This window comes from Amycolatopsis sp. cg13 (genome assembly GCF_041346965.1).
GTDB lineage: Bacteria > Actinomycetota > Actinomycetes > Mycobacteriales > Pseudonocardiaceae > Amycolatopsis.
Genome location: NZ_CP166848.1, coordinates 7158861 through 7182820 on the forward strand (window position 1 = coordinate 7158861; position 23960 = coordinate 7182820).

Genomic DNA, 23960 nt, shown 5'->3' on the forward strand with positions numbered 1-23960 from the left:
GAGCATGAGTTGCGCCCGGCAAGCTGCGCAACGGTTTCCGTTTCAGCTGGACAATGTGTTCAGCTTATCCTGGAGAAGCTCGGTCATCTTGGACAACCTGCGCAGGGAGAAAACCGGTGCTTGACTCGCTCGACGCGCGGCTGCTGCTGTTGCTCACCGACTCGCCGCGCCTCGGCGTGCTCGAATGCGCGCGCCGGCTCGGCGTCGCGCGCGGCACCGTGCAGGCGCGATTGGACCGCCTGACCGAACGCGGCATCCTCGGCGGCTTCCCGCCCGAACTCGATCTGGCCGCGATGGGATACAGCCTCACCGCGTTCGCCGTACTGGAAATCGCGCAGGGCAAACGCGCCGGCGTCGCGGAGGCACTGGCTGCGATCGACGAAGTGTGCGAAGTGCACGCCACCACCGGACAAGGCGACCTCTTCGTACGCCTTGTCGCGCGCGATAACGACGATCTGCAACGCGTCATCGACGAAGTGGTTGGCGTGCCCGATGTTTTGCGTACGTCGACTTCGATCGCGTTGTCGACACCAGTGCCGCCGCGAGTGCGGCCGTTGCTCGAACGAACGGCTAGGACACGTACGTGAGATAGCGCTTCGCGGAGCGCTGTACGACGTTATGAGCGTCCGTACGCACAACGGCGTCCCACCACGCACCGTAGAGCGCGTCGAATGCGTACGGCTCCAACAGTTCCGCGGCGTGCCGTACGACGCTCGGCCGCTCCGGGATGAGGTTCGGGTAGCTGTACATGAAAGCGACGTGCGTACGGTCCGGGATGACCTGCACGATGTCGCCGGTCAGCAGCGCGCCGCGGCCTTCCTCGCCGGCCGGCCAGTGCATGACGGTGCCGCCGGGGAAGTGCACGCCGAGGTTGATCAGCTGGAGATCCGGCGAGACGTCGAGCGTCGTGCCGGTCCACAGCTGGATCGACGGGTCCGGACGGCCGATCCACTGCTGGTCGTTCTCGTGCAGGTAGACCGGGACGTCGAAGGCGTGCGCCCATTCGACCATCGTCGTGTAGTAGTGCGGATGGCTGATCGCGATGCCGGTGATTCCGCCGAGTTCGGTGATCTTGCCGATCAGCTCGTCGTCGAGGTAAGCGGAACAGTCCCAGAGGAAGTTGCCGCTCTCCGCGCGGACCAGCAGCGCGCGCTGGCCGATCGCGAACCGGGGATCCGAGCCGACGCCGATGAGACCCGGCCCCTGCTCCTCGACGCGCGGTTTGAGGTCGGCGTCCGCGCGGAGCGCCGCCAGATCAGTCCACTGCTGCCCGCCCGGCGGGACGTATTGGCGCTCGTCCTCGCAGATCGGGCAGTCCGCGCGCGGGGCGGCGTATTGCGTCCCGCAGGTCAGGCAGAGCGGTCGGGTGTTCATCGGTGTCCTCCAGTGGTTTTGCTGAAAGACACGCTAGACCGCCGAACGCGCGCCGGGCCACGGAAATCCGGGCGGGCGCGCGTTCGGCGGAAACGAGTCAGGACTCGCTGTAGGGCACCGCCTTGACCAGGGTGACCTTCATGGTCTTGCCGTTCGGCAGCTCGTACTCGCGGGACTCGCCCTCCTTGGCGCCGAGCAGCGCCTTGCCGAGCGGCGATTCGGGGGAGTACACGTCGAGCGCGCCCTCGGCGCCCTCCTCGCGGGTGGCGAGCAGGAACTTCTCCTCCTCGTCGTCCCCGTCGTACTTGACGGTGAGCACCTTGCCGGGGCCGGCCGTGCCGTCGTCGTCCGGAGCCTCGCCGACCTTCGCGTTGCGCAGGAGTTCCTGCAGGTGCCGGATCCGGGCTTCGGCCTGGCCCTGCTCTTCGCGGGCCGCGTGATAGCCGCCGTTCTCCTTGAGGTCGCCCTCTTCGCGGCTGTCGTTGATGCGGGCGGCGATGACCGGACGATTCTCGATCATTTCGTCGAGCTCGTGCTTGAGCCTGTCGTAGGCATCCTGGGTCAGCCAGGTCACCTTGGTGTCGCTCACGGTCACCATCTCCTCGTAGGGCCTGCCAGGCTTGGGTGTACAAGCCGGCCACCGCGTACGCACGCGGCTGAGATAAAGGAAAAACACGGCCCGTCGGGGGCCGTGCTGGTGTACGAGCGTATCACGGCAGGACAGGTCGACGCCGGTCCATTTCACGCCGCGCGGACGCTCGCCGCGCATTTCACTCCGTTGGCCGCTACGGGGTTGACAGATAGCGTGGTATGGAATACGAGCAGCCGAACACGTCTGAGGTCACCGGGGCTCCGATGCTCTTCACCACTGTGTTCACCCTGCTGTGGCCGGCCCCGGCGGGGACCAGCACCTCCCGGCGGCCGCTTTCCGCGCCGGATTTGTCGCGCACCCGGACGACGCACACGCCGGGCTTGCTGTCGTCGTCCCGCGTGACGTTGATGGTGACTTCCATCGCGTCGTTCGGCAGCTCTTTGAAGCCGATGCGCTCCGCCTCGATCGGGGTGCTGCCGAGATTGAGGTAGTAGATCCAGCCGATCGCGCCGCTCACGACCAGCGCGACGGCCACGAAAAGCCACCTCCGCCAGCGCTTCGACGGCTTGCCCTTGCCCGCGGTGCCGTACCGGTCCGCGGGCCGCGCCGGCACGGCGTCGCCCTCGGCGGTCACGGTCTCCCCGCTCTGCAAATCCGGGCCTCCGGTCAAACTTGTCGTACCCCTGGGGACAATAGGCAGTGCGGCCGGTCCGGGGCACCACCCTGGTCGAGTATCCGCGACCCGTTCCGGCGGCGCGGAGCCGGGGCGGTTTACCGCGGCGCAACCAGGTGTCACGGAATAACAGGACAGGAAAGGGCCGTTCGGACCATGGTGGGAGCCGACGAGCTGACAACAGAAGACCGCAAGCAGCGACTGCGCCTGATGGCGGTGCACGCCCATCCCGACGACGAGTCGAGCAAGGGCGCCGCCACCATGGCCAAATACGTCGCCGACGGGCACGAGGTCATGGTCGTGACCTGCACCGGGGGCGAGGCGGGCAGCATTCTCAACCCGGCGATGGACCGGCCGGACGTGCTGGCGAACATGACCGAGATCCGCCGCGAAGAGATGGCGCGCGCGGCGAAGATCCTCGGCGTGAGCCACCGCTGGCTGGGCTTCATCGACTCCGGGCTGCCCGAGGGCGACCCGCTGCCGCCGGTGCCGGAGGGCTCGTTCGCGGTGATTCCGCTGGAGGAGTCCACCGAAGCCCTGGTGCGCGTGATCCGCGAGTTCCGCCCGCACGTCATCACGACGTACGACGAGAACGGCGGCTACCCGCACCCGGACCACATCCGCACGCACGAGGTGTCGATGGCGGCCTTCGACGCGGCGGGCGACCCGGAGCGGTTCCCGGAGGCGGGCGAGCCGTGGCAGCCGCTCAAGCTGTACTACATGCACGGGTTCTCCAAGGCCAGGATGGTGGCGTTCGACACCGCGCTCAAGGAGGCCGGGCTGGAGTCGCCGTACGAGGAGTGGCTCAAGTCCTGGGACCCGAACCGCGCCGACATCATGGAGCGGGTGACGACCCGGATCGAGTGCGGGGAATACTTCGAGGTGCGCGACGAGGCGCTGAAGGCGCACGCCACGCAGATCGACCCGACCAGCCGCTGGTTCGCCGTTCCGCTGGAGATCCAGCGCGAGGTGTGGCCCACTGAGGAGTACGAGCTGAATCGCTCCCTGGTGGACAGCACGCTGCCGGAGGACGATCTGTTCGCAGGCATCAAGGAGAAGGTGAGCCCATGAGTTTCGGTGTGCCGGCCGTCGCGGTCGTCCCGCTCACCGCGTCGGCGCTGGTGCTGGCCCAGCAGCCGGACAGCGGGGACAACGGCGGCCAGGGCGAGGACTTCGGCAAGTCCTCGCCGGTCGGCCTGCTGGTGCTGATCCTGTTCCTGGTCGCGGTCGTCTTCCTGGTCCGGTCGATGAGCAAGCACCTGAAGAAGGTGCCGCAGTCCTTCGACAAGGAAGAGGCCGGTTCGGAGACCGAGACGGCCGAGGCTGAGACGGCCGAAGAGGAGCCGGAGGCACCGGCGGCGGAGAATAAGCCGGACGCGGCGGCGGCCAAGAAGAGCGACTGACCTCCGGCGGCGGGCCGGAGCTACCCGGCCAGCCCGTCGCGGAGGGCGGCGATCTTGTCCGTGAGCAGGCTGTCCTCGCCGGGCAGCACCGTGATGTACCGGTTCGCCTCGGGCCCGGACACCTCGAACGCGACGCGGCCGTCGGTGAGGTCGAGGTAGCTCAGCGGCCCGGCTTCCGCGCGCCCTGGCCGGGCTGGTTCGCGCACGGCGACGGTTATCTCGCCGACGCCGAACCAGGTCTGCTGGAACAGCGCGTCGACCGCGCGGGCGGCGGCGCTGCGGTCGTCGGAGAGGTCCGCCTGGAAGTCCTCCTGGGGCAGGGAGAACGCGCTCAGCTGGGCCGGCCGGTACCGCGGCAGGCTCGCGACCAGCGCACCGGCCGGGGTGCGGGTTCCGTCGAGCACCTTCAGCCGCACCCGGTCGCCGGAGCACAACGCCTTCACCCCGGTCCGCCCCCGGACGGCGACCAGCACGCCGTAACGAGTGTCCTGGTTTTCGACGTGGGCGACGTACTCGGTGTCGGCGCGGCCCAGCGCATAGAGCACGTCTTCGAAATCGTCGACGAACCGTCCGTGTTCGAGCAAGCCCAGCCAGGCCAGCTCTTCCCGAACGGCTTCGTCGAACCGCTCGGTGGTGAACCGGAGGCGCCCGGAGAACACCGGATGCGGCTCGTCGAACCCGGCGTCCCGGAGCGCGCCGAGGAGGGCGTCGAGGGACAGCTCGGTCGCGCGCACCGCTGACTCCTTGCCGACGGCCTAGCGGGCCGGTCGGTCCCCGAGCACCGGCGGCGTCGGCTTGAGGTCGTTCGTGGCGAATACGTCCGGATCGGTTTCCCGAAGGTAGGGCGGGGCGGTTTTCTCCTTGTCGTTTTCTCTGTTTTTGCCGGGTATCCCGCTGCCGACCAGGTTGCCGGGTTTTCCTGCTGTGCCTGGGTTTCCGGTGGTGCTGCCGCGCGTCGGCACCGATTCGCCGGGTGCGCGGGCGCCGACTCGGTTTCCCTCGCCGAGCCCGCCGTCCGCGCCGCCACCGGGTCCGGTGCCGACGCAGCCGCTGCCCAGTCCCTCGAATCCGTTGGGGCCGAGAGGGTTGATCGGCTGGCCCGACGGGCCGAATTGATATCCGGGCGGCAGCGCGGGCGAGCTGAGGTGGTACGAGCTGATGCGAGTCGAGTCCGGCGGTCTGGTCGCTTCGGGCGGAACCGCCGAGGGCCTGCTTTCCGTCGCCTCCGGCCGGTGGCTGCCCGGGTGGCTCTCCGGCCGATCGCTGGCTGCCTCGGGCAGCGGCTCACGCGGTTTCGGAACTGAGCCGACGGGCTCCGGTGCCGGTCGTTTCACGTCCGAAGGCGGCTCGATGACGCCCCGATGGCGGCCGTCGGGCGGTTTGCCGCTCGGCTTGCCGGGTCCGGTGACCGGCTTCCGCGGGGTGCTGGCACTGGCGAGGTCGACGGACGCACCGGTGTCGCTCAGCTCCGCGTAGCGAGCCGGAATGTGATCGGAGTTCGTCCCGGTCGTCGCGTGATAGCCGGTGTAGGCGTCGACGTTGTGCTGGGCGTCGGCCTGCCATTGGCCGAGTTTGCCGAAGTAGCCAGGCTTCCCGCTGAGCGAGTCGTACACGTCCTGCACGGTGAGTTCCGGCCGGTCGCCGACCGGTTTCACCGTGTTCTTGACGGTCTGAAAAGCGGACAGCTGGCCGTCCGCCGCGTTCTGGACGAACACGAGGTTTGTGCTGATGGCCGCGGCTGCGGCCATCAGCGGAGCAGCCGAGTTCGCGGCTTCCTCGGCGGTTGCTCCGTGCCACCCGGCCCGCACTTTCTCCGCGATACGGGCGATTTCGTCGACCCGCTCCAGCAGGCTTTGGCTAAGGCCCTCGGCGGCTTTCTGAGTCTCGCCCAGTGATTCGGGACCTTGCCCGCCGGTGACCTGCCGGTAGATTTCCGCCGGGGTCAATGATCGACCGGCCATCAGCGTCCTCCTCGCAGATTGCCGAGTGCTTGCTCAGCGACGCCGCGGGCGGATTCGCACGGATCCTTTTCGCCTTTGTGCGCTGGTGATTGGGAGATCGATACGTCGAGGGTTTCGCGGTCGCTGGTTCCCAACGCGACGTTGCATTCGCCGAGTCTTGCCCGCAGATCGGCCGTGCCGTAGGCGACGACGGGGTACCCGTCGACCGGGGCGAGGGGCTGGAAGAACGGGTACGCGCCGCCTCTGGCGCGATAGACCGAGGTCAGGCCCAGCTTGTCGACGTTCGGGAACACGATCACGATCTGTGCCTGGGAGAACCAGCCGCAGCCAGGCCCGCCAGGGCCGTGCGGGTCCGGATTGATTCGGGCTCCGTCACCGAGCAAGCCGGAAATTTGCTGCGCGGTCAAGGAATCGCAGGGGTTCTGTTTGAATCTGGTGATGTCGAGGGGGTTGTGGACTTTCGGCACGCCAGGGCCGGGCACCTGATCCGCCGAAGCGCTGCTCGGCGCCGGCCGATCTGTGCGCTCGGCCGGAACGGCTTGCCCAGGGGCGCTGCTCGAGCAGCCCGCGAAGGCGAACAGGGCCAAGGGGGTGAGCGCCAGCGCACGTCTCACAGGCTTCCCCCGGCCTGGTGTATTTCGGCCGAGTGCTTCTCCTCGGCGTCCGTGTACTTTTTGAGTGCCGCACGGAATTTGGCGGCCTGATCACGGCAGTACCGCTGGCATTGCTCCAGCGATCCTCGCAGGACCTCTCCGGAGCCTCGGAAAATAGCCGCGTTGTCCGTGCTGGAAAAATCCAGCCCGGGCGGCTGTGTTCGCGCGATAATGACCGCTCGGTCTTGATCGTTGCGGTATTTGTCGGCGAGGCTTTCGTAAAGTTTCGACAGTTCTTCGAGCGTCGCTCTGTCGTACGAATACCCGTCGCCCAGCAACGGCGCGACCGCCATCGTCTCGATCGACGGACCGCCATACCTCCCGGCCGGAGGCAGGTTGGACTGATGATTGTCGGCCACGATGTACGCCTCCCCTTGCGTAGACCGTCCCGGGTCCGCTGGGCCCAGGTGTTTTCGTCACCCTGTGGAGCCGGGTAGTTACTGTAGTCGCCGAGATTAAGCCTGTCTGCAAATGCGAACTGCAACTCGCAGTCGAGTTCGCTGTTTGCAGACCTGAGCAGGGCGACTGTCCCGCCGCCAACAGCAAGCATCACTCGAATGTCTTAACCGGCAGACAGCAGCAGAGGTCCGTCAGTGCCGTTCAGCCAGTTGCTCGTCGTAAAGACTTTCCGGCGGCAGATGCTTGCCGGCCGACCCGATCTCGCCGCTCCGGTGGCCCGGCTGCGGCTTGCTCTGCGTTCCGGTACAGCCGAGCGCCCAGTTGTGCGCGGTCGGCGGGTTTTCCACGAGGTACGAGCCGACGCCGCAGTTCCACAGCACCGAATTCGCGCCCGCCCAGCCCTGGCCGCTGCCCATCCACTGCCGGTCGGACAGTTGGAGATGTCCTGACGGCGGGCTCATCGTGAGGTCGTCGTAGAGAGTGCCGCTGGCCCAGCGCTGGTGCGGACCGGCGTCGAGGATGCGGGAGCCGGTGTTGGTCGCGGTGCAGCGGCTGACCACGTTGGGGCCGGGCACCCTCGCCTGCGTGACCCAGGCGTGCAGGTTGCTGCCGGTGACAGTGCATTGCCGCACCAGGGTTTCCTGGCCGCTGATGGTGTAGGCGGCGGGCTGGTCGTGGATGTCCTGCGGGACGGACTCGTCGAGGGACGACGTGCGCAGCAGGCTGACCCGGAGCGCGTTCTGGCCGATTCCGAAGGCGGAACCGAAATGGTCCGCGACCACGTCGTCGACCCAGCTGTCCTGCGCGGTGTCCACGGAAACCAGCTGGGACTTGAAGAAACCGTCGTGATGCCAGGCGGGATCCTGCTCGAACTCGGCGCCGTCCGCGGACAGATGCGCGAGGCCGGAGCCGCTGATCCGGCCGGGATACGAGTAGCGAGTAACGGTGGCGTGGGTGTACTGGCTTTCCAGCGCGTTGGTCAGCGGCACGTCGAAACGGACGGTTTTGCCGTTGACGGCGGTGATTGTCCGGTCGAACTGCAGACCGGCGTTGGGCGTCCACTGCTTGCTCGGAGTGCCGTCCGGCCGCGGCGGGATCTTGTCCATGCCGATCGCGTGAATCCACGCCTGTTCCTGCGGCCGCTGCACGATGACGTGGTCGCCGACATGCAGCGACGAGGCATCGCTTACGTCAAGCTGATCCGCGCCGACCGGGACATAGTTGCTGGTGACCGGGACCGCCGAACCGGCTGTGGTGCGCGAACCAGTTCCGGCGATGGTGACCAGCGTGTGCAGTTTGCCCGCCGCGACCAGCTTGGTCCCGTTCGCTCCGCTGCCCGCGCCGCGCAGTTCGACGTTGCTGGCGCTGATCTGCAGAGTTCCTTCGAGCCGGTAGTCGCCAGCTGTCAGCAGGACCGCGCCCGGCTTGCCGCTGTTCGCGACCTGGTTGATGGCCTGCTGAATACGCGCGGTGTCGTCGCCGGACGACTGCGGCCCGATGGTCGCCGCGACCGGCAGTTCAGGCGGCTGAGCGTCGCCATTGCGGTAGCCGACGCGGGAGAAGTCGGGGATCCGGTTGCCCTGCGCGTCGGTGCCGTAGGCGAGGCGGCCGTTGGCGAAGGTGATCCAGTTCGGTGCCGCTGATGCCGCATGGACACTGCAACCGGACAAACCAAGACATCCGATGAATGCGATCGCGGCGACGGGGAGTATCGAGCCTGCGCGAGGGAATCGCTTCATGGGAGCGGACTCTAGCGATCTTCGTGCCGCGCGACAAAGGCCGATCGTCGTATTCATCGGACTTCTCCGCGAATGCTCGGTTCTTCAACCGGCAATCTCCCGAAGGGCGCGAACGTGGATGTTCCACGCTTTTCGGCCCTGCGGCGTCAGCGAAAGGCAGGTGCGCGGCCGTTTGCCGACGAAGATTTTGCGCACCGCGACGTACCCCGCCGCTTCGAGTCTCGAGATCTGCTTGGACAGCACTGAATCGGAGATTTCCACCGCGTCCCGGACCGATGCGAAATCGGCTTCGTCGACCGCCGCGAGGCTCGCGGTGATGGAGAACCGGACCGGCGAGTGGATCACCGGGTCGAGCGCCAGCCTGGGGTGACTCATCGGCGGCCGCGTGTTTCGAACCAGGCGGCCAGCACGAACGGGATCGCGCTGAACAGCGCGGCGGGCACCCACCAGGCCGGGTTTCCGGCGAAGCTGACTTGCCCGAGCGGGACCGCGATCGCGATGACCAAACCGACGCTCACGCCGAGGATCGCGTACCGCGCACGCTGGTGACGACCGACCACCGGACGGGTCGCCGAGTAAATGATGAACACGAAAAGCGGCGCCAGGCTGCCCGGCATGAGCAGCATCCCCACGCTCGCGAGACCGCCGGTCAGCAGGATGGCCGCTTCGAGCGCGCCGAGCGCCAGCAACGCTTTCGGATGCCACCGGCCTTGTGCGAGCACCTTCGACGACGCTGATTCAGCAGTGCGCAACGCCTGCTCGGCTGCGGTTCTGTCCACGGCGAGCCCCCTGTCCAGTACCTGCCAAAGTAGCAGGTACTTTCCAAGTTGGAAACTATGGTTACCGCAGGGACGGGACCGGTCTCCGGCGGCATGAGGCACACTCGGCACCATGTCGAACCGCCTCGCCGACGCGACGTCCCCGTACCTCCTGCAGCACGCCGGGAACCCGGTCGATTGGTGGGAATGGGGACCGGAAGCGCTGGCCGAGGCGCGCCGGCGCGGGGTGCCGATTCTGCTGTCCGTCGGGTACGCCGCCTGCCATTGGTGCCACGTCATGGCGCACGAGTCCTTCGAACACGAAGGCACCGCGACGCTGATGAACGCGCATTTCGTCAACATCAAGGTCGACCGCGAGGAGCGGCCGGACATCGACGCCGTCTACATGGCCGCCACGCAGGCCATGACCGGTCAGGGCGGCTGGCCGATGACCTGCTTTCTCACGCCCGAGGGCGAGCCATTCCATTGCGGCACTTACTATCCGCCCGCGCCGCGGCCCGGGATTCCGTCGTTCACGCAGCTGCTGGTGGCGGTCGCGGAGGCGTGGGAGGAACGGCCGGACGACCTGCGCGAGGGCGCGAAACAGATCGTCGGGCATCTTGCCGAGCAGAGCGGGCCGCTGAAGGAATCGGCTGTCGACGCGGACGCTTTAGCCCAGGCAGTGGCGAAACTTGCGCAGGAGGCAGACTCGGCGCACGGCGGTTTCGGTGGTGCGCCGAAGTTTCCGCCGTCCATGGTGCTGGAGTTCCTGGTGCGCCACCATGAGCGCACGGGCTCGGCGGAGGCCCTGGCGCTCGCCGAGTCTGCGGCGGACGCGATGGCTCGCGGCGGCATTCACGACCAGCTGGGCGGAGGGTTCGCGCGCTACTCCGTGGACGCGGAGTGGATCGTTCCCCACTTCGAGAAAATGTTGTATGACAACGCGTTGCTACTCCGAGTGTACGCGCATCTCGCGCGCCGTGGTTCGGCGTCGGCGCGTCGGGTGGCGGAGGGGATCGTCCGGTTCCTCGAGCACGATCTTCTTACGCCGCAAGGAGGTTTCGCGGCGTCGCTCGACGCGGACACCGAAGGCGTCGAGGGATTGACCTACGTGTGGACTCCCGCGCAGCTCAACGAGGTGCTCGGCGAGGACGGCCCGTGGGCGGCTGAACTCTTCAGCGTCACCGAAGAGGGCACGTTCGAAGAGGGCGCATCGACCCTTCAACTGCGCACAGATCCAGAAGACTTCGACCGATTCGAGCGCGTCTGCCAAGCGTTGCTCGAAGCACGGGCAGAGCGTTCGCAACCAGGCCGGGACGACAAGGTAGTCGCCGCGTGGAACGGTCTCGCCATTTCCGCGCTGGCAGAAGCGGGCGTCGCGCTAGAGCGTCCACAATGGATCGAGCTGGCTCGCAACGCGGCCTCGCTGCTGCTGGACCTGCACCTCGTGGACGGACGGCTCCGCCGCAGCTCGCGGGACGGCGCGGTCGGGACCCCAGTCGGTGTGCTGGAGGACTACGCCTGCCTCGCCGACGGTCTTCTCGCCCTCCACCAGGCCACCGGCGAACCTCGCTGGCTCATCGAAGCGACCAGGCTGCTCGACGTCGCACTGGCCCATTTCGCGTCGGACTCCGCGCCGGGTGCGTATCACGACACCGCCGACGACGCGGAAGTCCTGGTGCAGCGCCCGTCCGATCCGACGGACAACGCGAGCCCATCCGGTGCCTCGGCGCTGGCTGGCGCGCTGCTCACCGTGTCCGCGCTGGCCGGGCCGGACCAGGCGGCGCGCTACCGCGATGCTGCTGAACTCGCGTTGCGTCGCGTCGGACTGCTCGCCGCGCGGGTGCCGCGTTTCGCCGGGCATTGGTTGTCCGTGGCGGAGGCGGCGCAGTCCGGACCGGTGCAGGTCGCGGTCGTCGGCACGGACCGTGCGGCGCTCGTTACCGCCGCCGCGCAGCACATCCACGGCGGCGGCATCGTGCTCGGCGGCGAGCCGGACGCGTCCGGTGTCCCGCTGCTGGCCGACCGGCCGCTGGTCGACGGCGAAGCAGCGGCGTACGTCTGCCGCGGCTACGTCTGCGAGCGCCCGGTGACCGCGGCGGACCAGCTCATCGCCCAGCTCTGACGAATTCCGCCCCTGGTGAACGCGGTACCCATCTGAGTGGAATCAGCGTAGCTTCAGTAGTGACGTAATCATGTAATCAAGGATGGTGGACGTCATGGGGCGAGGTTGGAAAGGCCGGGGCTGGCAGCAGGCCGAGGCGCCGTCGGCGGACGACGCGGCGGCGTGGTTCGGCGGACGGCTCCCGGACGGCTGGTTCACCGGTGACCCGGAAATCACCGTGGACCGGGAAGAGATCCTGATCGTGGGCGAACTGCCCGCGCTGACCGGCGAGTACGCCGACGACGCGGCTCGCGCGGCCGCCGAGGACGGGCGGATCAGCCGGTTCCGCGAGGAAACTCGCGACGAGCGCATCGAAATCGCCCGGCAGGCCGAGCATCGCTACCAGCGCAAGGTGGCGTGGGGCGCGAAGCTGGGCGGTACGACGGTGCACTTCACGACGCTGTCGGTGCCGGTGATGACCCGGCTGCGGCAACCCGAACGGCTGGTCCTCGACACGCTCGTGGACGCCGGCGTCGCGCGGTCGCGGTCCGAGGCGCTGGCCTGGGCGGTACGGCTGGTCGGCGAGCACGCGGACACCTGGCTGACCGAGTTGCGCGAGGCGATGACCAAGGTCGACGACCTGCGGTCGAAGGGGCCCGACTTGGGCTGAGCTGCGGGACTTCCTCCGCTGCGGCAGGCTGGTGGCAGCCTGCTGTATCGGAGGAACTCGTGGACGTCCCTGCTGTGCCTGAGAAAGTGGACCCGGACGCGTTGACCGCAGTCCTCGATGGACGCTGGGCCGGGCTGAAGCGCGACGTGCGCGCGCAGATGAGCACGGAGAAGTTCCGGGACACGATCGGTCTCGATGTCGAGGCGCACCGCGTCCAGGTGCTGGACCAGCTGCGGAAACTCGCTGAAACGGACCGCCCCGCGCTCGGCTTCGACGCCGCGTACGGCGGCTTGAGCGACGTCGGCGGTTCGGTGATGTCGTTCGAGATGCTCGGCTACGGCGACCTGTCGCTGATGGTCAAGGCCGGCGTGCAATGGGGCCTCTTCGGCGGTGCGGTGCAGCTGCTCGGCACCGCGGCACACCACGAGAAGTACTTGCGCCGCATCATGAATCTGGACCTGCTCGGCTGCTTCGCGATGACCGAACACGGCCACGGTTCGGACGTCCAGCACCTGCACACCACCGCGACGTACGACCCTTCGACGCACGAATTCGTCGTGCACAGCCCAGATCCCGGTGCCACCAAGGAATACATCGGCAACGCCGCCCGCGACGGACAACTCGCGGTGGTCTTCGCACAACTGATCACCGGCGGCGAATCCCGTGGCGTACACGCGTTCCTGGTCCCGATCCGCGACGATTCCGGTGCTCCGGCTCCCGGCGTCACCATCGCCGACTGTGGCGTAAAAGCAGGATTGAACGGCGTCGACAATGGACGGTTGACCTTCGATCAGGTCCGGGTGCCAAGGGAAGCGCTACTGAACCGCTTCGGCGACGTAGCCGAGGACGGCACCTACACGAGCCCCATCGAAAGCGACGGCCGCCGGTTCTTCACGATGCTGGGCACGCTCATCCGAGGCCGCGTGAGCGTCGGCGGCAGCGCCGGATGCGCCACCCAGCGCGCCCTGACGTTGGCAATCCGCTACGGCGACCAGCGGCGGCAGTTCCAGCGCCCGGACGGTGACGAGGTGGTCATCCTCGATTACCTGGGCCACCAACGGAAACTGCTGCCAGCCTTGGCGAAGACCTACGCTCTGCACTTCGCTCAAGAAGAGCTGGTCGCCGCCCTGCACGACATCGCCGCCGATGCACCCGAAGAAGAACAACGCGAACTGGAATCCCGAGCCGCTGGCCTGAAGGCTGCGAACACCTGGCACGCGACCGCGGCCATCCAAACGGCCCGCGAAGCCTGCGGCGGCAGTGGTTACCTCGCGGAGAACCTGCTGGCCGGTTTGAAGGCCGACACGGACGTCTTCACCACCTTCGAAGGCGACAACACTGTGTTGTTGCAGCTGGTGGCGAAGGGCTTGTTGACGCAGTACAAGGAACACTTCGAGGACCTCAGCCCCCTGTCGACTGCCCGGTTCGTCGCTGAGCAGCTGGTGGACACAGTCAAGGAACGCTCGGCCGCATGGAAGTTCCTGGAGCGCCTTACGGAGTCTGACGACGCTTCAGTGCTCTTCGATCGTGAGTGGCAGCAGCGTCTCTTTGAGGATCGTGAAGAGCACGTGTTGAGCGGTGTGGCCAACCGTCTCCGCGGGGCTGCTTCGGATCCCTTCGGCGTCTTCAACTCCGTACAGGATCATGTGCTGCTTGCTGGCCGCGTACACGTGGACCGCTTGATTCTCGACGCCTTCGCTCGCGCTGTCTCCAGCTGCAGTGACCCGGATGCGGCTATGCTTCTTTCGCGGCTCTGCGACCTGTACGCACTGTCGACGATCGAGGCAGACCGCGCCTGGTTCCTGGAGCACGGCCGCATCTCAGCAAGCCGTTCCAAGGCGGTGACTGCGGCGGTTAATGCGCTGTGCGGCGCGCTGCGGCCGCATGCGCGGACGTTGGTGGATGGGTTCGCGGTTCCGGAGCAGTTCCTGGACGCGCCGATGCTGAACGGCTGAGTCAGCTTCGGTTTGCGGTGTGGACTGCTCTACCCGCCGAGCAGACGGGACTTCTGCATGGCGAATTCCTCGTCAGTAAGGATTCCGCGCTCGCGGAGCTCGGCGAGCTTTTCAAGGTCAGCAGCGAGGCTGCTGGTGGCGGAAGCCGGTGTATCGGACGGTTCTGTTGTCGGGGCCGCGACAGCCGGTTCACTTGACGCGGGTGCCTGTTGACTCGGATGACTGCCAAGGACCAGCTCTGTGAGAAGGTCCTTGATCGGCCCCGCTTCGTTGTGGCCTACCCGGAAATCAATGGTGTTTCCGCTGGTAACGACCTTGACAGCGGTAAAACGCAAGCCATCGCGTTTGGTCGTGACACTGGAGATGTTTTTGATCGGGATCATCTCGGTGCCGGCCCTGCCGGAGCGGACGCCGGTCGCGAGCAGTGACACGCCCGAGGTGAGAAGGCCGGCGGTGAGCTTGCCGCCGCTGACGCCGCGAGGACGTTCCCATTCAACGCGATCGGGAAAGATCTGCACCGTGGCGTTCTTGCCCGCGATATGGCTCTTGAACTGCAACAACAGTACGTCGCTGGTCATCGGCACTCAGTCCTCCCGGGAGTGGTGAACTGAGTCCTACTGTCGCTTCCCGTGTCCGATCTGTCCACCATGCGGCGACAAGCCCGTCACGGCACGGAGAAGGGCAATTGCCGGGACCCCGGCTAGGAGTACATCGCCAACCAGATCGCGATGTAATGCGACACCGCGGCCAACACCGTGCACGCGTGGAAGAACTCGTGGTACCCAAACGTCTCCGGCCAGTGATTAGGCCACTTGACCGCGTAAAAAACCGCCCCAACCGTATAAAAAAGCCCACCCACGCAAAGCAGCACCAAAGCCGCGACCCCGGCATGGCTCAGCAGCTCCGGCAGGACGAACACCGCGACCCACCCCAGCGCGATGTAGATCGGCACCCCTAGCCAACGCGGCGCGTGCGGCCACAGCATCTTCATCGCCACCCCGAGCACCGCACCGCCCCAGACGATGGCCAGGACGATGTATCCGGTCGGCTTCGACATGGCCAGCAGGGTGAACGGCGTGTACGTGCCGGCGATGAAGAGGAAGATCATCGAGTGGTCGGCGCGCTTCATCCACTTGTACGCGCGCGGGCTCCACAGCCTGCGGTGATACAGCGCGCTCACGCCGAACACGCCCAGCACGGTGAGGCCGTAGATGGACGTCGCCAGCGCGGCTACCGGGGAAACCGTCGCCGCGGCGAGGCTGATCAGCGTGGCGGCTCCGGCGACCGCGCCGAAGAACGACCAGAAGTGGATATGGCCGCGCAGCCGGGGGCGAGTGTCCTCGGGGACGGGTGGGGGCTCGGTCTTCACGCTCACGCCCCAAGGTTACGGGGCCGTAGGTTTTTCGCCAGCCCCCGTGGCGCGTCACACCCTTGCTCCAGGGGTGCGTACGCTCGGGCGACGTGAGCCTCCGGTCCTTCATGTCCGACGTCGTCTACAGCGTCTACAGCCGCCGACTGATCCAGCAGTCGGCGGGCCGACATCCCCGGCATATCGCGATCATGCTCGACGGCAATCGCCGCTGGGCCCGCGAGGCCGGGTTCGCCGACGTGGCCGACGGGCATCGCGCCGGGGCCAAGAAGATCGCCGACTTCCTCAGCTGGTGCCAGGAGGCCGAGGTCGAGGTCGTGACGATGTGGCTGCTCTCGACCGACAACCTCAACCGCGATCCGGACGAGCTCACGCCGCTGCTGAAAATCATCACCGACGTCACCGACGAACTCGCCGGGGCCGAGGCGCCGTGGCGGCTGCGCATCGTCGGCGCGCTCGACCTGCTGCCGATCGAGGTGGCGCAGAAGCTCACCGCCGCCGCGGCGCGGACCGAGAACCACTCGGGCATGGAGGTGAACATCGCGGTCGGCTACGGCGGACGGCAGGAGATCGCCGACGCCGTCCGCAAGCTTCTGCTGCAGCACGCCGACGAGGGCACTTCGATTCGCGAACTCGCGAAAATCCTCGATGTCGACCACATCTCGGAACATCTGTACACATCCGGCCAGCCGGATCCGGAGCTGATTATCCGAACGTCGGGTGAACAGCGGCTTTCCGGATTTCTGCTCTGGCAGTCCGCGCATTCGGAATTCTGGTTCACCGAGGCTTACTGGCCGGCATTCCGGCGCGTCGATTTTCTCCGTGCGATGCGCGACTACGCCTGGCGGCATCGCCGGTTCGGAGTCTGAGCGGCGAACCGGCCCGGCGGACCCACCCAGCCGGGCCGGTCGACCCGGCCGCGAACGCCGCGAAGGCCCCGGAGCCGGGCTCCGGGGCCTTCGCGCAAGACGGCTCAGCCGTGGTGGTGCTCCATCGAGTGGGCCACCAGCGCCGGGGTCAGCGCGACGCCGGTGTAGGCGCCGGCGACCAGCGAAGCGGCGCCGTAGCCGAGCGCGCCGCCGCCCTCGATGAAGGTGGCGTAGGCGTCGCCGAACGTCGGGTCCGGAGCGCCCTGGGTCGCGGCCGGGGAGGCGAACGCCGTCCCGCCGATCATCATCAGACCCGCGGCGGCACCGGCGACAATTCCAGCCTTCTTCAGCACTTCGCACACTCCTAGGTAGAGATACTGGGATTCGGGGCACCGGAGTGTTCCGGTGGTGTGTCCCGCAGTAAGGAAATTACCCTCGAATGGCCTCTAGCGAATGGTGCGTACGCCCATTGTGTGAGCGCTTGAAGGCCCAGTTCACTCGGTCCGGTTCAGTGTCCAGGACGCGAAATGCATTCCGGTCTTGCCCGTGGTACAAGGCCCTTTACCTGGGAATTGCCTGCACTCGGTGATTAATTTTCCATGATCAGCCGTCTGTGCGACCCCCTGATCGCCGGACCCGGTGACGCTGAGTGAGCACTGTGGACACTCTGTTTCGGGCGACCGACGGTGGGATGACGAATCGGCGAATCACCTGTGTGGCTGCCTGCACGACGGGGCGGACGTAGGTACCTTCCGGGATAGAGGGCTCGCGTTCCGTGCGGGTCCTCGCGGGAGGCCCTGGTCGTGGCGTTGATCGAGGGGGCGGCTCAGCCGCCCACGAGATGCACGAGGGGGCCGGCACCCGGCCCTCGTGGCCGTGCCGCCTGACGCAGCCAGCGTCAGGGAGTGCGGACCCAGCCAGGGAGGTGCCCGGCCCAGCGAGTGCGGGCGTGGGGTGCACACGCCCTCGAGGGAGATGCCGTCGTGACTGCGCAGCGTTCACCCCGCAAGGCCTCAGGCCGTTCTTCGACCGGTGCTTCGGCGCCGGAGAAAGCCTCGATCTCGCCCGAATCCCCACGCATCACTTATGTGCTCGACACGTCGGTGCTGCTCTCTGACCCGTGGGCGGTCACCCGGTTCGCCGAACACGCGGTGGTGCTCCCGCTGGTCGTCATCAGCGAACTGGAGGCCAAGCGCCACCACTCCGAACTGGGCTGGTTCGCCAGGGAATCCCTCCGGCTGCTGGACGATCTCCGGCTCAAGCACGGCAGGCTCGACGCCCCGATCCCGATCGGCGAGGCGGGCGGCACCCTGCAGGTGGAGCTGAACCACACTGATCCGTCCGTCCTCCCGGTGGGCTTCCGCACCGACTCGAACGACCACCGCATCCTCGCGTGCGCGCTCAACCTCGCGACGGAGCAGCCGGCGGTCACCCTGGTGACGAAGGACATCCCGCTGCGGGTCAAGGCGGGCGCCGTCGGGCTCACCGCGGACGAGTACCGGGCGCAGGAGGTCACGCCGTCGGGCTGGACGGGCATGGCGGACGTGGACGCTCCCCAGGAGCTGATCGACGCGCTCTTCTCGGGCGGTTCGGCGGATCCGGCGGAGTTCGGGCTCGGCGAGGTGGGCGAACTGCCCTGCCACACCGGGCTGCGGCTGCTCGCGGGCAGCTCCAGCGCGCTCGGCCGGGTCACGGCGGACAAGCGGGTGCGGCTGGTGCGCGGCGACCGCGAGGCGTTCGGCCTGCACGGCCGCTCGGCGGAACAGCGCGTGGCGCTCGACCTGCTGCTGGACTCCGATGTCGGCATCGTCTCGCTCGGCGGTCGCGCGGGCACCGGCAAGTCGGCGCTGGCGCTGTGCGCGGGCCTGGAGGCGGTGATGGAACGCCAGCAGCACCGCAAGGTCGTGGTGTTCCGCCCGGTCTACGCGGTCGGCGGTCAGGATCTCGGCTATCTGCCCGGGTCCGAGAGCGAGAAGATGCAGCCCTGGGCGCAGGCGGTGTTCGACACGCTCGGCGCGCTGGTCAGCCAGGACGTGCTGGACGAGGTGTTCGACCGCGGCATGCTCGAAGTGCTGCCGCTGACGCACATCCGGGGCCGCTCGCTGCACGACACCTTCGTGATCGTGGACGAGGCGCAATCGCTGGAACGCAACGTGCTGCTGACCGTGCTTTCGCGGCTCGGCTCGGCGTCGCGGGTGGTGCTCACGCACGACGTGGCCCAGCGCGACAACCTGCGGGTCGGACGGCACGACGGCGTCTCGGCGGTGATCGAGAAGCTGAAGGGGCACCCGCTGTTCGCGCACGTGACCCTGACCCGGTCGGAGCGCTCGCCGATCGCGGCGCTGGTGACCGAGATGCTGGAGGACCACGGCTGATCTGGTCGTGAGTGGCAATCACGGTTCTAACCGTGATTGCCACTCACGAGGCCCTCTACCAGCCGGAAGGCAGCGGGCGTCCCTCGGCGAACCCGGCCGCGGACTGCACGCCCAGCACAGCGCGCTCGTGGAACTCCTCAAGCGTGCGCGCGCCCGCGTACGTGCAGGACGAGCGGACACCCGAGCAGATCGAGTCGATCAGGTCCTCGACGCCAGGACGGGTCGGGTCGAGCGCCATCCGCGACGTCGAGATGCCCTCCTCGAACAGCGCCTTGCGGGCGCGGTCGAAGACGTTGTCCGTGCGCGTGCGGGCTCCGACGGCGCGCTTCGACGCCATCCCGAACGATTCCTTGTACGGCCGGCCCTGCTCGTCGTACCGCAGGTCGCCGGGCGATTCGTGGGTTCCGGCGAACCACGAGCCGACCATCGCCGCCGACGCGCCCGCGGCCAGCGCCAGCGCGACGTCGCGTGGGTGCCGCACACCGCCGTCGGCCCAGACGTGTTTGCCCAGTTCGCGGGCGGCAGCCGAACATTCCGCGACAGCGGAGAACTGCGGACGGCCGACTCCGGTCATCATTCGCGTGGTGCACATCGCGCCGGGGCCGACGCCGACCTTGATGACGTCCGCGCCCGCGTGGATGAGGTCGCGAGTGCCCTCGGCGGTCACGACGTTCCCCGCCACGATCGGCACCTTCGGCGACACCGAACGGACCGCCTTGAGCGCGGCGATCATCTTTTCCTGGTGCCCGTGCGCGGTGTCGACGACCAGCGTGTCGACGCCCGCGGCCAGCACCGCTTCGGCCTTCGCCGCGACGTCGCCGTTCACGCCGACCGCTGCGGCGATGCGCAGCTTGCCCTGAGCGTCGGCGGCCGGGGTGTAGATCTCCGAGCGCAGCGCGCCCACTGCGGTGAGGACGCCGGCGAGGCGACCGTCGGCGTCGAGGCCCAGGGCGAGCCGTCCGCCGTGGCTGTGCAGAAGCTCGAAAACCTCGCGCGGCGGCGTGTCCAGCGGCACGGCGACGACAGCGGGCTCGGCGACGTCGGCCAGCCGCGCGAAGCGGTCGACACCGGCGCAGGCGGCCTCGTCGACGACGCCGACCGGCTTGCCGTCACCGTCGACGATGACGACCGCGCCGTGTGCTCGTTTGTGCACGAGGTTGAGGGCGTCGGCCACCGCGTCGCCGCCGGTGAGGACCAGCGGCGTGTCCCAAACGGCGTGGCGGGACTTCACCCAGGAGACGATTTCGGCCACCGCCTCGGTGTCGACGTCCTGCGGAAGCACGACGAGCCCGCCGCGGCGAGCGACCGTCTCGGCCATCCGCCGCCCGGCGACGGCCGTCATGTTGGCCACCACCAAGGGGATCGTCGCGCCAGTGCCGTCCACAGTGGACAAGTCGACGCCGAAGCGGGACTCCACGTCCGAACGGTTCGGCAGCAGGAACACGTCGTCGTAGGTCAGGTCGTGAGCGGGCACGTGCCCATCCAGAAAGCGCACGAGTCACCAGGCTACGTGGCTTGCGCGCGAGACGCTAACCCGGCTTGGCGCGTGGAACAATGGCCGGGTGGACAGCCGTGATCGCGACGACCAGGGACGGGCGCGCAACGCCCGGCCGCGTGATGGTCTAGGCCGCCCGCTGCCGTATGGATCCGACGGCGTGCCGCGCCAGCCCGAGGGCGTGCAGCGGACCCCGGCGGAGACCTTGGCGGAGGCGCAGCACCTGCTGGACGCCGGCCGCCCGTTCCACGCGCATGAGGTGTTCGAGGACGCCTGGAAGGCGACGGACGGGCCGGAGCGCGAGCTGTGGCGTGGTCTGGCTCAATTGGCGGTGGGGCTGACGCACGCGTTGCGAGGGAACGGGAACGGGGCGGTCGCGCTGCTGGAGCGGGGTGCGGAGAACATCGCGCCGTTCCGGGATGAGCCGCCGTACGGGGTGGATGTGGCCGGGTTGCAGGAGTGGGCGGAAGCGCTTGCGGGCGAGGCTCGGGAGCGGGTCCGGGTGGTTCCGGAGGTTCCTCGGCTGGCTCGGTAGGCGGCTTCGGTGCGTCGCTCGGGCACGCGGCGGGCTTAGTTCGGGATGGCTGCGGAATGGGCGGTTCGCTGGGCTGTTCTTGGCAGCGGGCTGTCGGCGTCGCGGTCGAACGCGAAGCAGTCGGTTCGGCGGCGCGGCTTGGAGCGACGGCTGGCCGAGGTCTGGCGGGCCTCGGGTGCATCCGACGTTGCGGCTCAGGCTCCAGCCGCTCAGGAGTCGCGGTCGATGCGTGGCGTCGCGGCCTGTCGTGATGCGAGCAGGCCTGGCGACGTGTGTCGAGGCGGGCAGGCGGTAGCCGAATTGGCTGGTCTAGCTGGCCGCAAGCGTTTGCGGAGCGGTCTCAGCGGCCAGTTGGTGAACTCGCCGGGCGGGTCAGCAACGCGCGCTGATCCGCCCGGCGAGATTCAGCGCGGATCAGGCGGCGGGCCAGTCGGCCGACGCGGCTTTTTCCTTCCCGACGGTCGTCGCCTCGCCGTGGCCGGTGCGGACGATGGTTGCGTCGGGGAGGGGGAAGAGGCGGTCGCGGATGGACTTCACGATGGTCGGGTAGTCGGAGTACGAGCGGCCGGTCGCGCCGGGGCCGCCGTGGAACAGGGTGTCTCCGGTGAAGAGGACTTCCAGGTCGGGGCTGTGCAGGCAGACCGCGCCGGGGGCGTGGCCGGGGGTGTGCAGCACGGTGAGGTCGGTGCCGGCGACGGTGATGACCTGTCCGTCGGCCAGGTCGCCGTCGGGGGCGCGGTCCGGGTGGGTCAGGTCCCACACGACGCGGTCGGCTGGGTGCAGCAGGATCGGCGCACCGGTGCGCTCCGCCAACGCGGGGGCGGCGTTGACGTGGTCGTTGTGCGCGTGGGTGCAGACGATCGCGCGGACTGTGCGGTCTCCGACCACGTCCGCGATGGCGTCCGCGTCGTGGGCGGCGTCGATCACGATCACCTCGGAGCCGTCGCCCACGATCCAGACGTTGTTGTCCACGTCCCAGCTGCCGCCGTCGAGCTCGAACACGCCCGACGTGACCAGGTTCTGCACTATCGCCGTCATGCCGCAGACCCTAGTGGGCCGCGAGGCATACCGCCGGTACTTACTTTCGAGTATCCTTACTCGCGGTAAGTTAGCCGCGACGACGGGACTGCTCATGACCGATCCCCGGGATCTGCTCGCCGAACCGCTCAAGCTGCAGTGCGGGGCCGTGCTGCCGCATCGGATCGCGAAGTCGGCGCTCAGCGAGCAGCTTGGCGACCGTCGTAACGCGCCGTCCGGCGAGCTCACGCGGCTGTACCGGACGTGGGCGCGCGGGGGCGCTGGCCTGCTGGTGACGGGCAACGTGATGGTCGATCCCACCGCGCTCGGCGAGCCGCGCAACGTCGCGGTGCCGACCGTGCCGGATCCGGCGGCGTATCGGCCGTGGGCGCAGTCGGTGGACGGGACCGACGCGCAGTTGTGGGTGCAGCTCAACCATCCCGGTCGGCAGAGTCCCCGGTACTTGTCCCGGCAGCCGGTCGCGCCGTCGGCGGTGCCGTTCGGCGATCGAGGGGTGCGGACGGCGTTCGCGGCGCCGCGGGCATTGACTGGGGACGAGATCGAAGCGGTGGTGGCGAGGTTCGCGGTGTCGGCGCGGGCGTTCGTCGACGCCGGGTTCGCCGGGATCCAGATTCATGGCGCGCACGGGTACCTGATTTCGCAGTTCCTGTCGCCGTTGGTGAATCGTCGCGACGACGAGTGGGGGCGCGACCGCAGCCGGTTCCTGCTTGAGGTGGTGCGCGCGGTTCGGGGCGCGGTGGGCGATCGCGTGCCGGTTTCGGTGAAGCTCAACAGTGCGGATTTCCAGCGCGGCGGCTTCGACGAGGACGAGTCGCTGCAGGTGGTTCGCGCGCTGGGCGAGGCGGGAATCGACCTGCTGGAGATTTCCGGCGGCACCTACGAGCGGGCCGCGATGATGGGCGCCGGCCGGGCGAGCACGCAGCGGCGGGAAGCGTATTTCCTGGACTACGCGGCGAAAGCCCGGCAGATCAGCGACGTCGCGCTGATGGTCACCGGCGGCTTCACCACGGCCGCCGGGATGGCGGAGGCACTGGAATCCGGTGCGCTGGACATGCTCGGGATCGGCCGTCCGTTCACTGTGGACCCCGGTCTTCCCGGACGCCTGCTCGCGGGCGAGGACGTCCGAGCCGAACGGCGGTGCCCGCGCACGGGAATCCGGCTCGCCGACAGCCTGCTCGAGATCCAGTGGCACACCCAGCAGATGCACCGCGTCGCCGCGGGCAAGCCGGTGGACCTCAAGCGCGGCGCGTGGCGGGCGCTGGCCCAGGCCGGGCTCAGCGATCCGCTAAACGCGTTTCGCCGGGTACGCGCGTGAGCCGCCGGTCGACGATCCGGGCTCCGCTGGCGAGCGCGATGAAGAAAACGCCGATGAGCACGCAGTTCAGCGCGACCTGCCCGTAGCCGAGGTCGTCGGCGTTGACGAACGGGTACGGGTAGTAGCCGTCGATCGCGCCGCGGACGAGCGTGAAAACCAGCCACGCCAAGGGGTAGACGAGCGACCACCAGACCGTGCGCCATTCCAGCACGCGCGGAGCGAAGATCAGCCAGCCGAGGACGCACAGCACCGGGGTGACGCGGTGCAGCAGGATGTCCGCGGCGAGGCTGAGCCCGTGCAGTTCGTACAGCCCGGCGAGCGCGACCTGGTAGACCACGCCGGTGACCACGATCCCGACCAGCGCGTCGAGCCACAGCACGCGCATCAGCGGCGAGGTGCCGCGTCCGCGCGCGAACGCCGCGCCGGTGACGAGGACGAGCAGGTTCGAGATGATCGTGAAGTAGGTGAACAGGTTCGCCACCCGCCCGCCGAAGCTGGCGTACCGCCCTTGCGCCGGCACCAGCGCGACGATCTGGATCACGAGCGCGGCCAGCACGACGACCGCGGTCACCCCGAACCACAGCCGGGCCAACGCTTTCGAGGACATGCCGCTGACACTACGGTTCCGGCCCGGTCCGCCCCGCCCGACACGACCGGGATCGATCGCGCCGGGCCGGGTGAAC

General features: G+C 68.3%; 26 protein-coding genes. 10 read left to right on the plus strand and 16 right to left on the minus strand.

What is annotated here, in order from left to right; all coding sequences use genetic code 11:
- Positions 1 to 116: 116 nt before the first annotated feature.
- Positions 117 to 587 carry an Lrp/AsnC family transcriptional regulator gene (locus AB5I40_RS33655; RefSeq protein ID WP_009083170.1) on the plus strand — a complete coding sequence of 157 codons (471 nt, stop codon included), beginning with the start codon at positions 117 to 119 and terminating at the stop codon, positions 585 to 587.
- Here the strand turns inward: AB5I40_RS33655 and AB5I40_RS33660 are convergent.
- The 3 genes from AB5I40_RS33660 to AB5I40_RS33670 form a co-directional block, all read right to left on the minus strand.
- Positions 571 to 1374, minus strand: a complete 804-nt coding sequence (locus AB5I40_RS33660) for an MBL fold metallo-hydrolase (RefSeq protein WP_370934225.1) — start codon at positions 1372 to 1374, stop codon at positions 571 to 573. The two genes, AB5I40_RS33655 and AB5I40_RS33660, sit on opposite strands and share 17 nt — an antisense overlap.
- A gap of 97 nt (positions 1375 to 1471) precedes the next feature.
- Positions 1472 to 1972, minus strand: a complete 501-nt coding sequence (greA, locus tag AB5I40_RS33665) for a transcription elongation factor GreA (RefSeq protein WP_037816721.1) — start codon at positions 1970 to 1972, stop codon at positions 1472 to 1474.
- A 187-nt stretch (positions 1973 to 2159) separates the two neighbouring features.
- Positions 2160 to 2600 carry a DUF4307 domain-containing protein gene (locus AB5I40_RS33670; RefSeq protein WP_370934226.1) on the minus strand — a complete coding sequence of 147 codons (441 nt, stop codon included), beginning with the start codon at positions 2598 to 2600 and terminating at the stop codon, positions 2160 to 2162.
- A 195-nt stretch (positions 2601 to 2795) separates the two neighbouring features.
- Here AB5I40_RS33670 and mca point away from each other — a divergent pair, with 195 nt between their 5' ends.
- Positions 2796 to 3710 (plus strand): mycothiol conjugate amidase Mca, encoded by a 915-nt coding sequence (gene mca, locus AB5I40_RS33675; protein ID WP_037816719.1) that lies wholly within the window; start codon positions 2796 to 2798, stop codon positions 3708 to 3710.
- The gene (locus AB5I40_RS33680; RefSeq protein WP_370934227.1) at positions 3707 to 4042 is read left to right on the plus strand and encodes a hypothetical protein; all 336 of its coding nucleotides are present in this window, start codon (positions 3707 to 3709) and stop codon (positions 4040 to 4042) included. The genes mca and AB5I40_RS33680 overlap by 4 nt, the downstream gene beginning before the upstream one ends.
- A gap of 20 nt (positions 4043 to 4062) precedes the next feature.
- Here the strand turns inward: AB5I40_RS33680 and AB5I40_RS33685 are convergent, their stop codons facing one another.
- The 7 genes from AB5I40_RS33685 to AB5I40_RS33715 form a co-directional block, all read right to left on the minus strand.
- On the minus strand, positions 4063 to 4776 hold the full coding sequence (locus tag AB5I40_RS33685) for an ESX secretion-associated protein EspG (RefSeq protein WP_370934228.1): 714 nt from the start codon (positions 4774 to 4776) through the stop codon (positions 4063 to 4065).
- Positions 4777 to 4797: 21 nt separating this feature from the next.
- Positions 4798 to 6003 carry a hypothetical protein gene (locus AB5I40_RS33690; RefSeq protein ID WP_370934229.1) on the minus strand — a complete coding sequence of 402 codons (1206 nt, stop codon included), beginning with the start codon at positions 6001 to 6003 and terminating at the stop codon, positions 4798 to 4800.
- Positions 6003 to 6590 (minus strand): DUF3558 domain-containing protein, encoded by a 588-nt coding sequence (locus AB5I40_RS33695; protein WP_370934230.1) that lies wholly within the window; start codon positions 6588 to 6590, stop codon positions 6003 to 6005. Before AB5I40_RS33695 ends, AB5I40_RS33690 begins: the two co-directional genes overlap by 1 nt.
- 23 nt (positions 6591 to 6613) lie before the next feature.
- Positions 6614 to 7015: a hypothetical protein gene (locus tag AB5I40_RS33700; protein ID WP_370934231.1), complete on the minus strand. Its 402-nt coding sequence runs from the start codon at positions 7013 to 7015 to the stop codon at positions 6614 to 6616.
- A gap of 231 nt (positions 7016 to 7246) precedes the next feature.
- On the minus strand, positions 7247 to 8794 hold the full coding sequence (locus AB5I40_RS33705) for a hypothetical protein (RefSeq protein ID WP_370934232.1): 1548 nt from the start codon (positions 8792 to 8794) through the stop codon (positions 7247 to 7249).
- Between the two features lie 84 nt (positions 8795 to 8878).
- Entirely contained in the window at positions 8879 to 9169 is a 291-nt protein-coding gene (locus AB5I40_RS33710) for a winged helix-turn-helix domain-containing protein (RefSeq protein ID WP_370934233.1), read from the minus strand.
- Complete coding sequence (locus tag AB5I40_RS33715; RefSeq protein ID WP_370934234.1) at positions 9166 to 9573, minus strand: hypothetical protein; 408 nt, start codon at positions 9571 to 9573, stop codon at positions 9166 to 9168. The genes AB5I40_RS33710 and AB5I40_RS33715 overlap by 4 nt, the downstream gene beginning before the upstream one ends.
- Positions 9574 to 9685: 112 nt before the next feature.
- On the opposite strand from AB5I40_RS33715, the gene AB5I40_RS33720 reads away from it, so the two are divergent.
- From AB5I40_RS33720 to AB5I40_RS33730, 3 genes are all read left to right on the plus strand, one after another.
- Positions 9686 to 11677 (plus strand): thioredoxin domain-containing protein, encoded by a 1992-nt coding sequence (locus tag AB5I40_RS33720; protein WP_370934235.1) that lies wholly within the window; start codon positions 9686 to 9688, stop codon positions 11675 to 11677.
- Positions 11678 to 11771: 94 nt separating this feature from the next.
- Positions 11772 to 12326, plus strand: a complete 555-nt coding sequence (locus AB5I40_RS33725; RefSeq protein ID WP_037816711.1) for a hypothetical protein — start codon at positions 11772 to 11774, stop codon at positions 12324 to 12326.
- A 59-nt stretch (positions 12327 to 12385) separates the two neighbouring features.
- The gene (locus tag AB5I40_RS33730) at positions 12386 to 14281 is read left to right on the plus strand and encodes an acyl-CoA dehydrogenase (protein WP_370934236.1); all 1896 of its coding nucleotides are present in this window, start codon (positions 12386 to 12388) and stop codon (positions 14279 to 14281) included.
- A gap of 29 nt (positions 14282 to 14310) precedes the next feature.
- Here AB5I40_RS33730 and AB5I40_RS33735 read toward each other — a convergent pair whose 3' ends face one another.
- On the minus strand, positions 14311 to 14859 hold the full coding sequence (locus AB5I40_RS33735; RefSeq protein ID WP_370934237.1) for an SHOCT domain-containing protein: 549 nt from the start codon (positions 14857 to 14859) through the stop codon (positions 14311 to 14313).
- A 122-nt stretch (positions 14860 to 14981) separates the two neighbouring features.
- Positions 14982 to 15656, minus strand: coding sequence for a hemolysin III family protein (locus AB5I40_RS33740; RefSeq protein WP_370934238.1), 675 nt, complete (start codon positions 15654 to 15656; stop codon positions 14982 to 14984).
- A 104-nt stretch (positions 15657 to 15760) separates the two neighbouring features.
- On the opposite strand from AB5I40_RS33740, the gene AB5I40_RS33745 reads away from it, so the two are divergent.
- Positions 15761 to 16519 (plus strand): isoprenyl transferase, encoded by a 759-nt coding sequence (locus AB5I40_RS33745; protein ID WP_370940669.1) that lies wholly within the window; start codon positions 15761 to 15763, stop codon positions 16517 to 16519.
- Between the two features lie 104 nt (positions 16520 to 16623).
- Here the strand turns inward: AB5I40_RS33745 and AB5I40_RS33750 are convergent, their stop codons facing one another.
- Entirely contained in the window at positions 16624 to 16872 is a 249-nt protein-coding gene (locus AB5I40_RS33750; protein WP_067576545.1) for a hypothetical protein, read from the minus strand.
- 735 nt (positions 16873 to 17607) lie between these two features.
- Between AB5I40_RS33750 and AB5I40_RS33755 the strand changes: the two genes are divergently transcribed.
- Complete coding sequence (locus AB5I40_RS33755) at positions 17608 to 18894, plus strand: PhoH family protein (protein ID WP_370940670.1); 1287 nt, start codon at positions 17608 to 17610, stop codon at positions 18892 to 18894.
- 55 nt (positions 18895 to 18949) lie between these two features.
- Here AB5I40_RS33755 and AB5I40_RS33760 read toward each other — a convergent pair whose 3' ends face one another.
- Entirely contained in the window at positions 18950 to 20389 is a 1440-nt protein-coding gene (locus AB5I40_RS33760) for a GuaB1 family IMP dehydrogenase-related protein (RefSeq protein WP_370934239.1), read from the minus strand.
- 67 nt (positions 20390 to 20456) lie between these two features.
- On the opposite strand from AB5I40_RS33760, the gene AB5I40_RS33765 reads away from it, so the two are divergent.
- A complete protein-coding gene (locus AB5I40_RS33765; RefSeq protein WP_370934240.1) occupies positions 20457 to 20924 on the plus strand; it encodes a DUF309 domain-containing protein in 468 nt (155 codons plus the stop codon).
- 414 nt (positions 20925 to 21338) lie between these two features.
- On the opposite strand, the gene AB5I40_RS33770 is transcribed toward AB5I40_RS33765, so the two are convergent.
- Complete coding sequence (locus AB5I40_RS33770; protein ID WP_370934241.1) at positions 21339 to 21962, minus strand: MBL fold metallo-hydrolase; 624 nt, start codon at positions 21960 to 21962, stop codon at positions 21339 to 21341.
- A gap of 94 nt (positions 21963 to 22056) precedes the next feature.
- Here AB5I40_RS33770 and AB5I40_RS33775 point away from each other — a divergent pair, with 94 nt between their 5' ends.
- Positions 22057 to 23277, plus strand: a complete 1221-nt coding sequence (locus AB5I40_RS33775) for an NADH:flavin oxidoreductase/NADH oxidase family protein (protein WP_370934242.1) — start codon at positions 22057 to 22059, stop codon at positions 23275 to 23277.
- On the opposite strand, the gene AB5I40_RS33780 is transcribed toward AB5I40_RS33775, so the two are convergent.
- Positions 23237 to 23884 (minus strand): Pr6Pr family membrane protein, encoded by a 648-nt coding sequence (locus tag AB5I40_RS33780; protein WP_370934243.1) that lies wholly within the window; start codon positions 23882 to 23884, stop codon positions 23237 to 23239. The two genes, AB5I40_RS33775 and AB5I40_RS33780, sit on opposite strands and share 41 nt — an antisense overlap.
- Between the last annotated feature and the right edge of the window lie 76 nt (positions 23885 to 23960).

Excerpts from the sequence above, each read along its gene's own strand:
- AB5I40_RS33660 (WP_370934225.1), bottom strand. The coding sequence starts at position 1,374 with ATGAACACCCGACCGCTCTGCCTGACCTGCGGGACGCAATACGCCGCC.
- greA (WP_037816721.1), bottom strand. The coding sequence starts at position 1,972 with ATGGTGACCGTGAGCGACACCAAGGTGACCTGGCTGACCCAGGATGCC.
- mca (WP_037816719.1), top strand. The coding sequence starts at position 2,796 with ATGGTGGGAGCCGACGAGCTGACAACAGAAGACCGCAAGCAGCGACTG.
- AB5I40_RS33680 (WP_370934227.1), top strand. The coding sequence starts at position 3,707 with ATGAGTTTCGGTGTGCCGGCCGTCGCGGTCGTCCCGCTCACCGCGTCG.
- AB5I40_RS33690 (WP_370934229.1), bottom strand. The coding sequence starts at position 6,003 with ATGGCCGGTCGATCATTGACCCCGGCGGAAATCTACCGGCAGGTCACC.
- AB5I40_RS33705 (WP_370934232.1), bottom strand. The coding sequence starts at position 8,794 with ATGAAGCGATTCCCTCGCGCAGGCTCGATACTCCCCGTCGCCGCGATC.
- AB5I40_RS33710 (WP_370934233.1), bottom strand. The coding sequence starts at position 9,169 with ATGAGTCACCCCAGGCTGGCGCTCGACCCGGTGATCCACTCGCCGGTC.
- AB5I40_RS33720 (WP_370934235.1), top strand. The coding sequence starts at position 9,686 with ATGTCGAACCGCCTCGCCGACGCGACGTCCCCGTACCTCCTGCAGCAC.
- AB5I40_RS33725 (WP_037816711.1), top strand. The coding sequence starts at position 11,772 with ATGGGGCGAGGTTGGAAAGGCCGGGGCTGGCAGCAGGCCGAGGCGCCG.
- AB5I40_RS33735 (WP_370934237.1), bottom strand. The coding sequence starts at position 14,859 with ATGACCAGCGACGTACTGTTGTTGCAGTTCAAGAGCCATATCGCGGGC.
- AB5I40_RS33745 (WP_370940669.1), top strand. The coding sequence starts at position 15,761 with ATGTCCGACGTCGTCTACAGCGTCTACAGCCGCCGACTGATCCAGCAG.
- AB5I40_RS33770 (WP_370934241.1), bottom strand. The coding sequence starts at position 21,962 with ATGACGGCGATAGTGCAGAACCTGGTCACGTCGGGCGTGTTCGAGCTC.
- AB5I40_RS33775 (WP_370934242.1), top strand. The coding sequence starts at position 22,057 with ATGACCGATCCCCGGGATCTGCTCGCCGAACCGCTCAAGCTGCAGTGC.
- AB5I40_RS33780 (WP_370934243.1), bottom strand. The coding sequence starts at position 23,884 with ATGTCCTCGAAAGCGTTGGCCCGGCTGTGGTTCGGGGTGACCGCGGTC.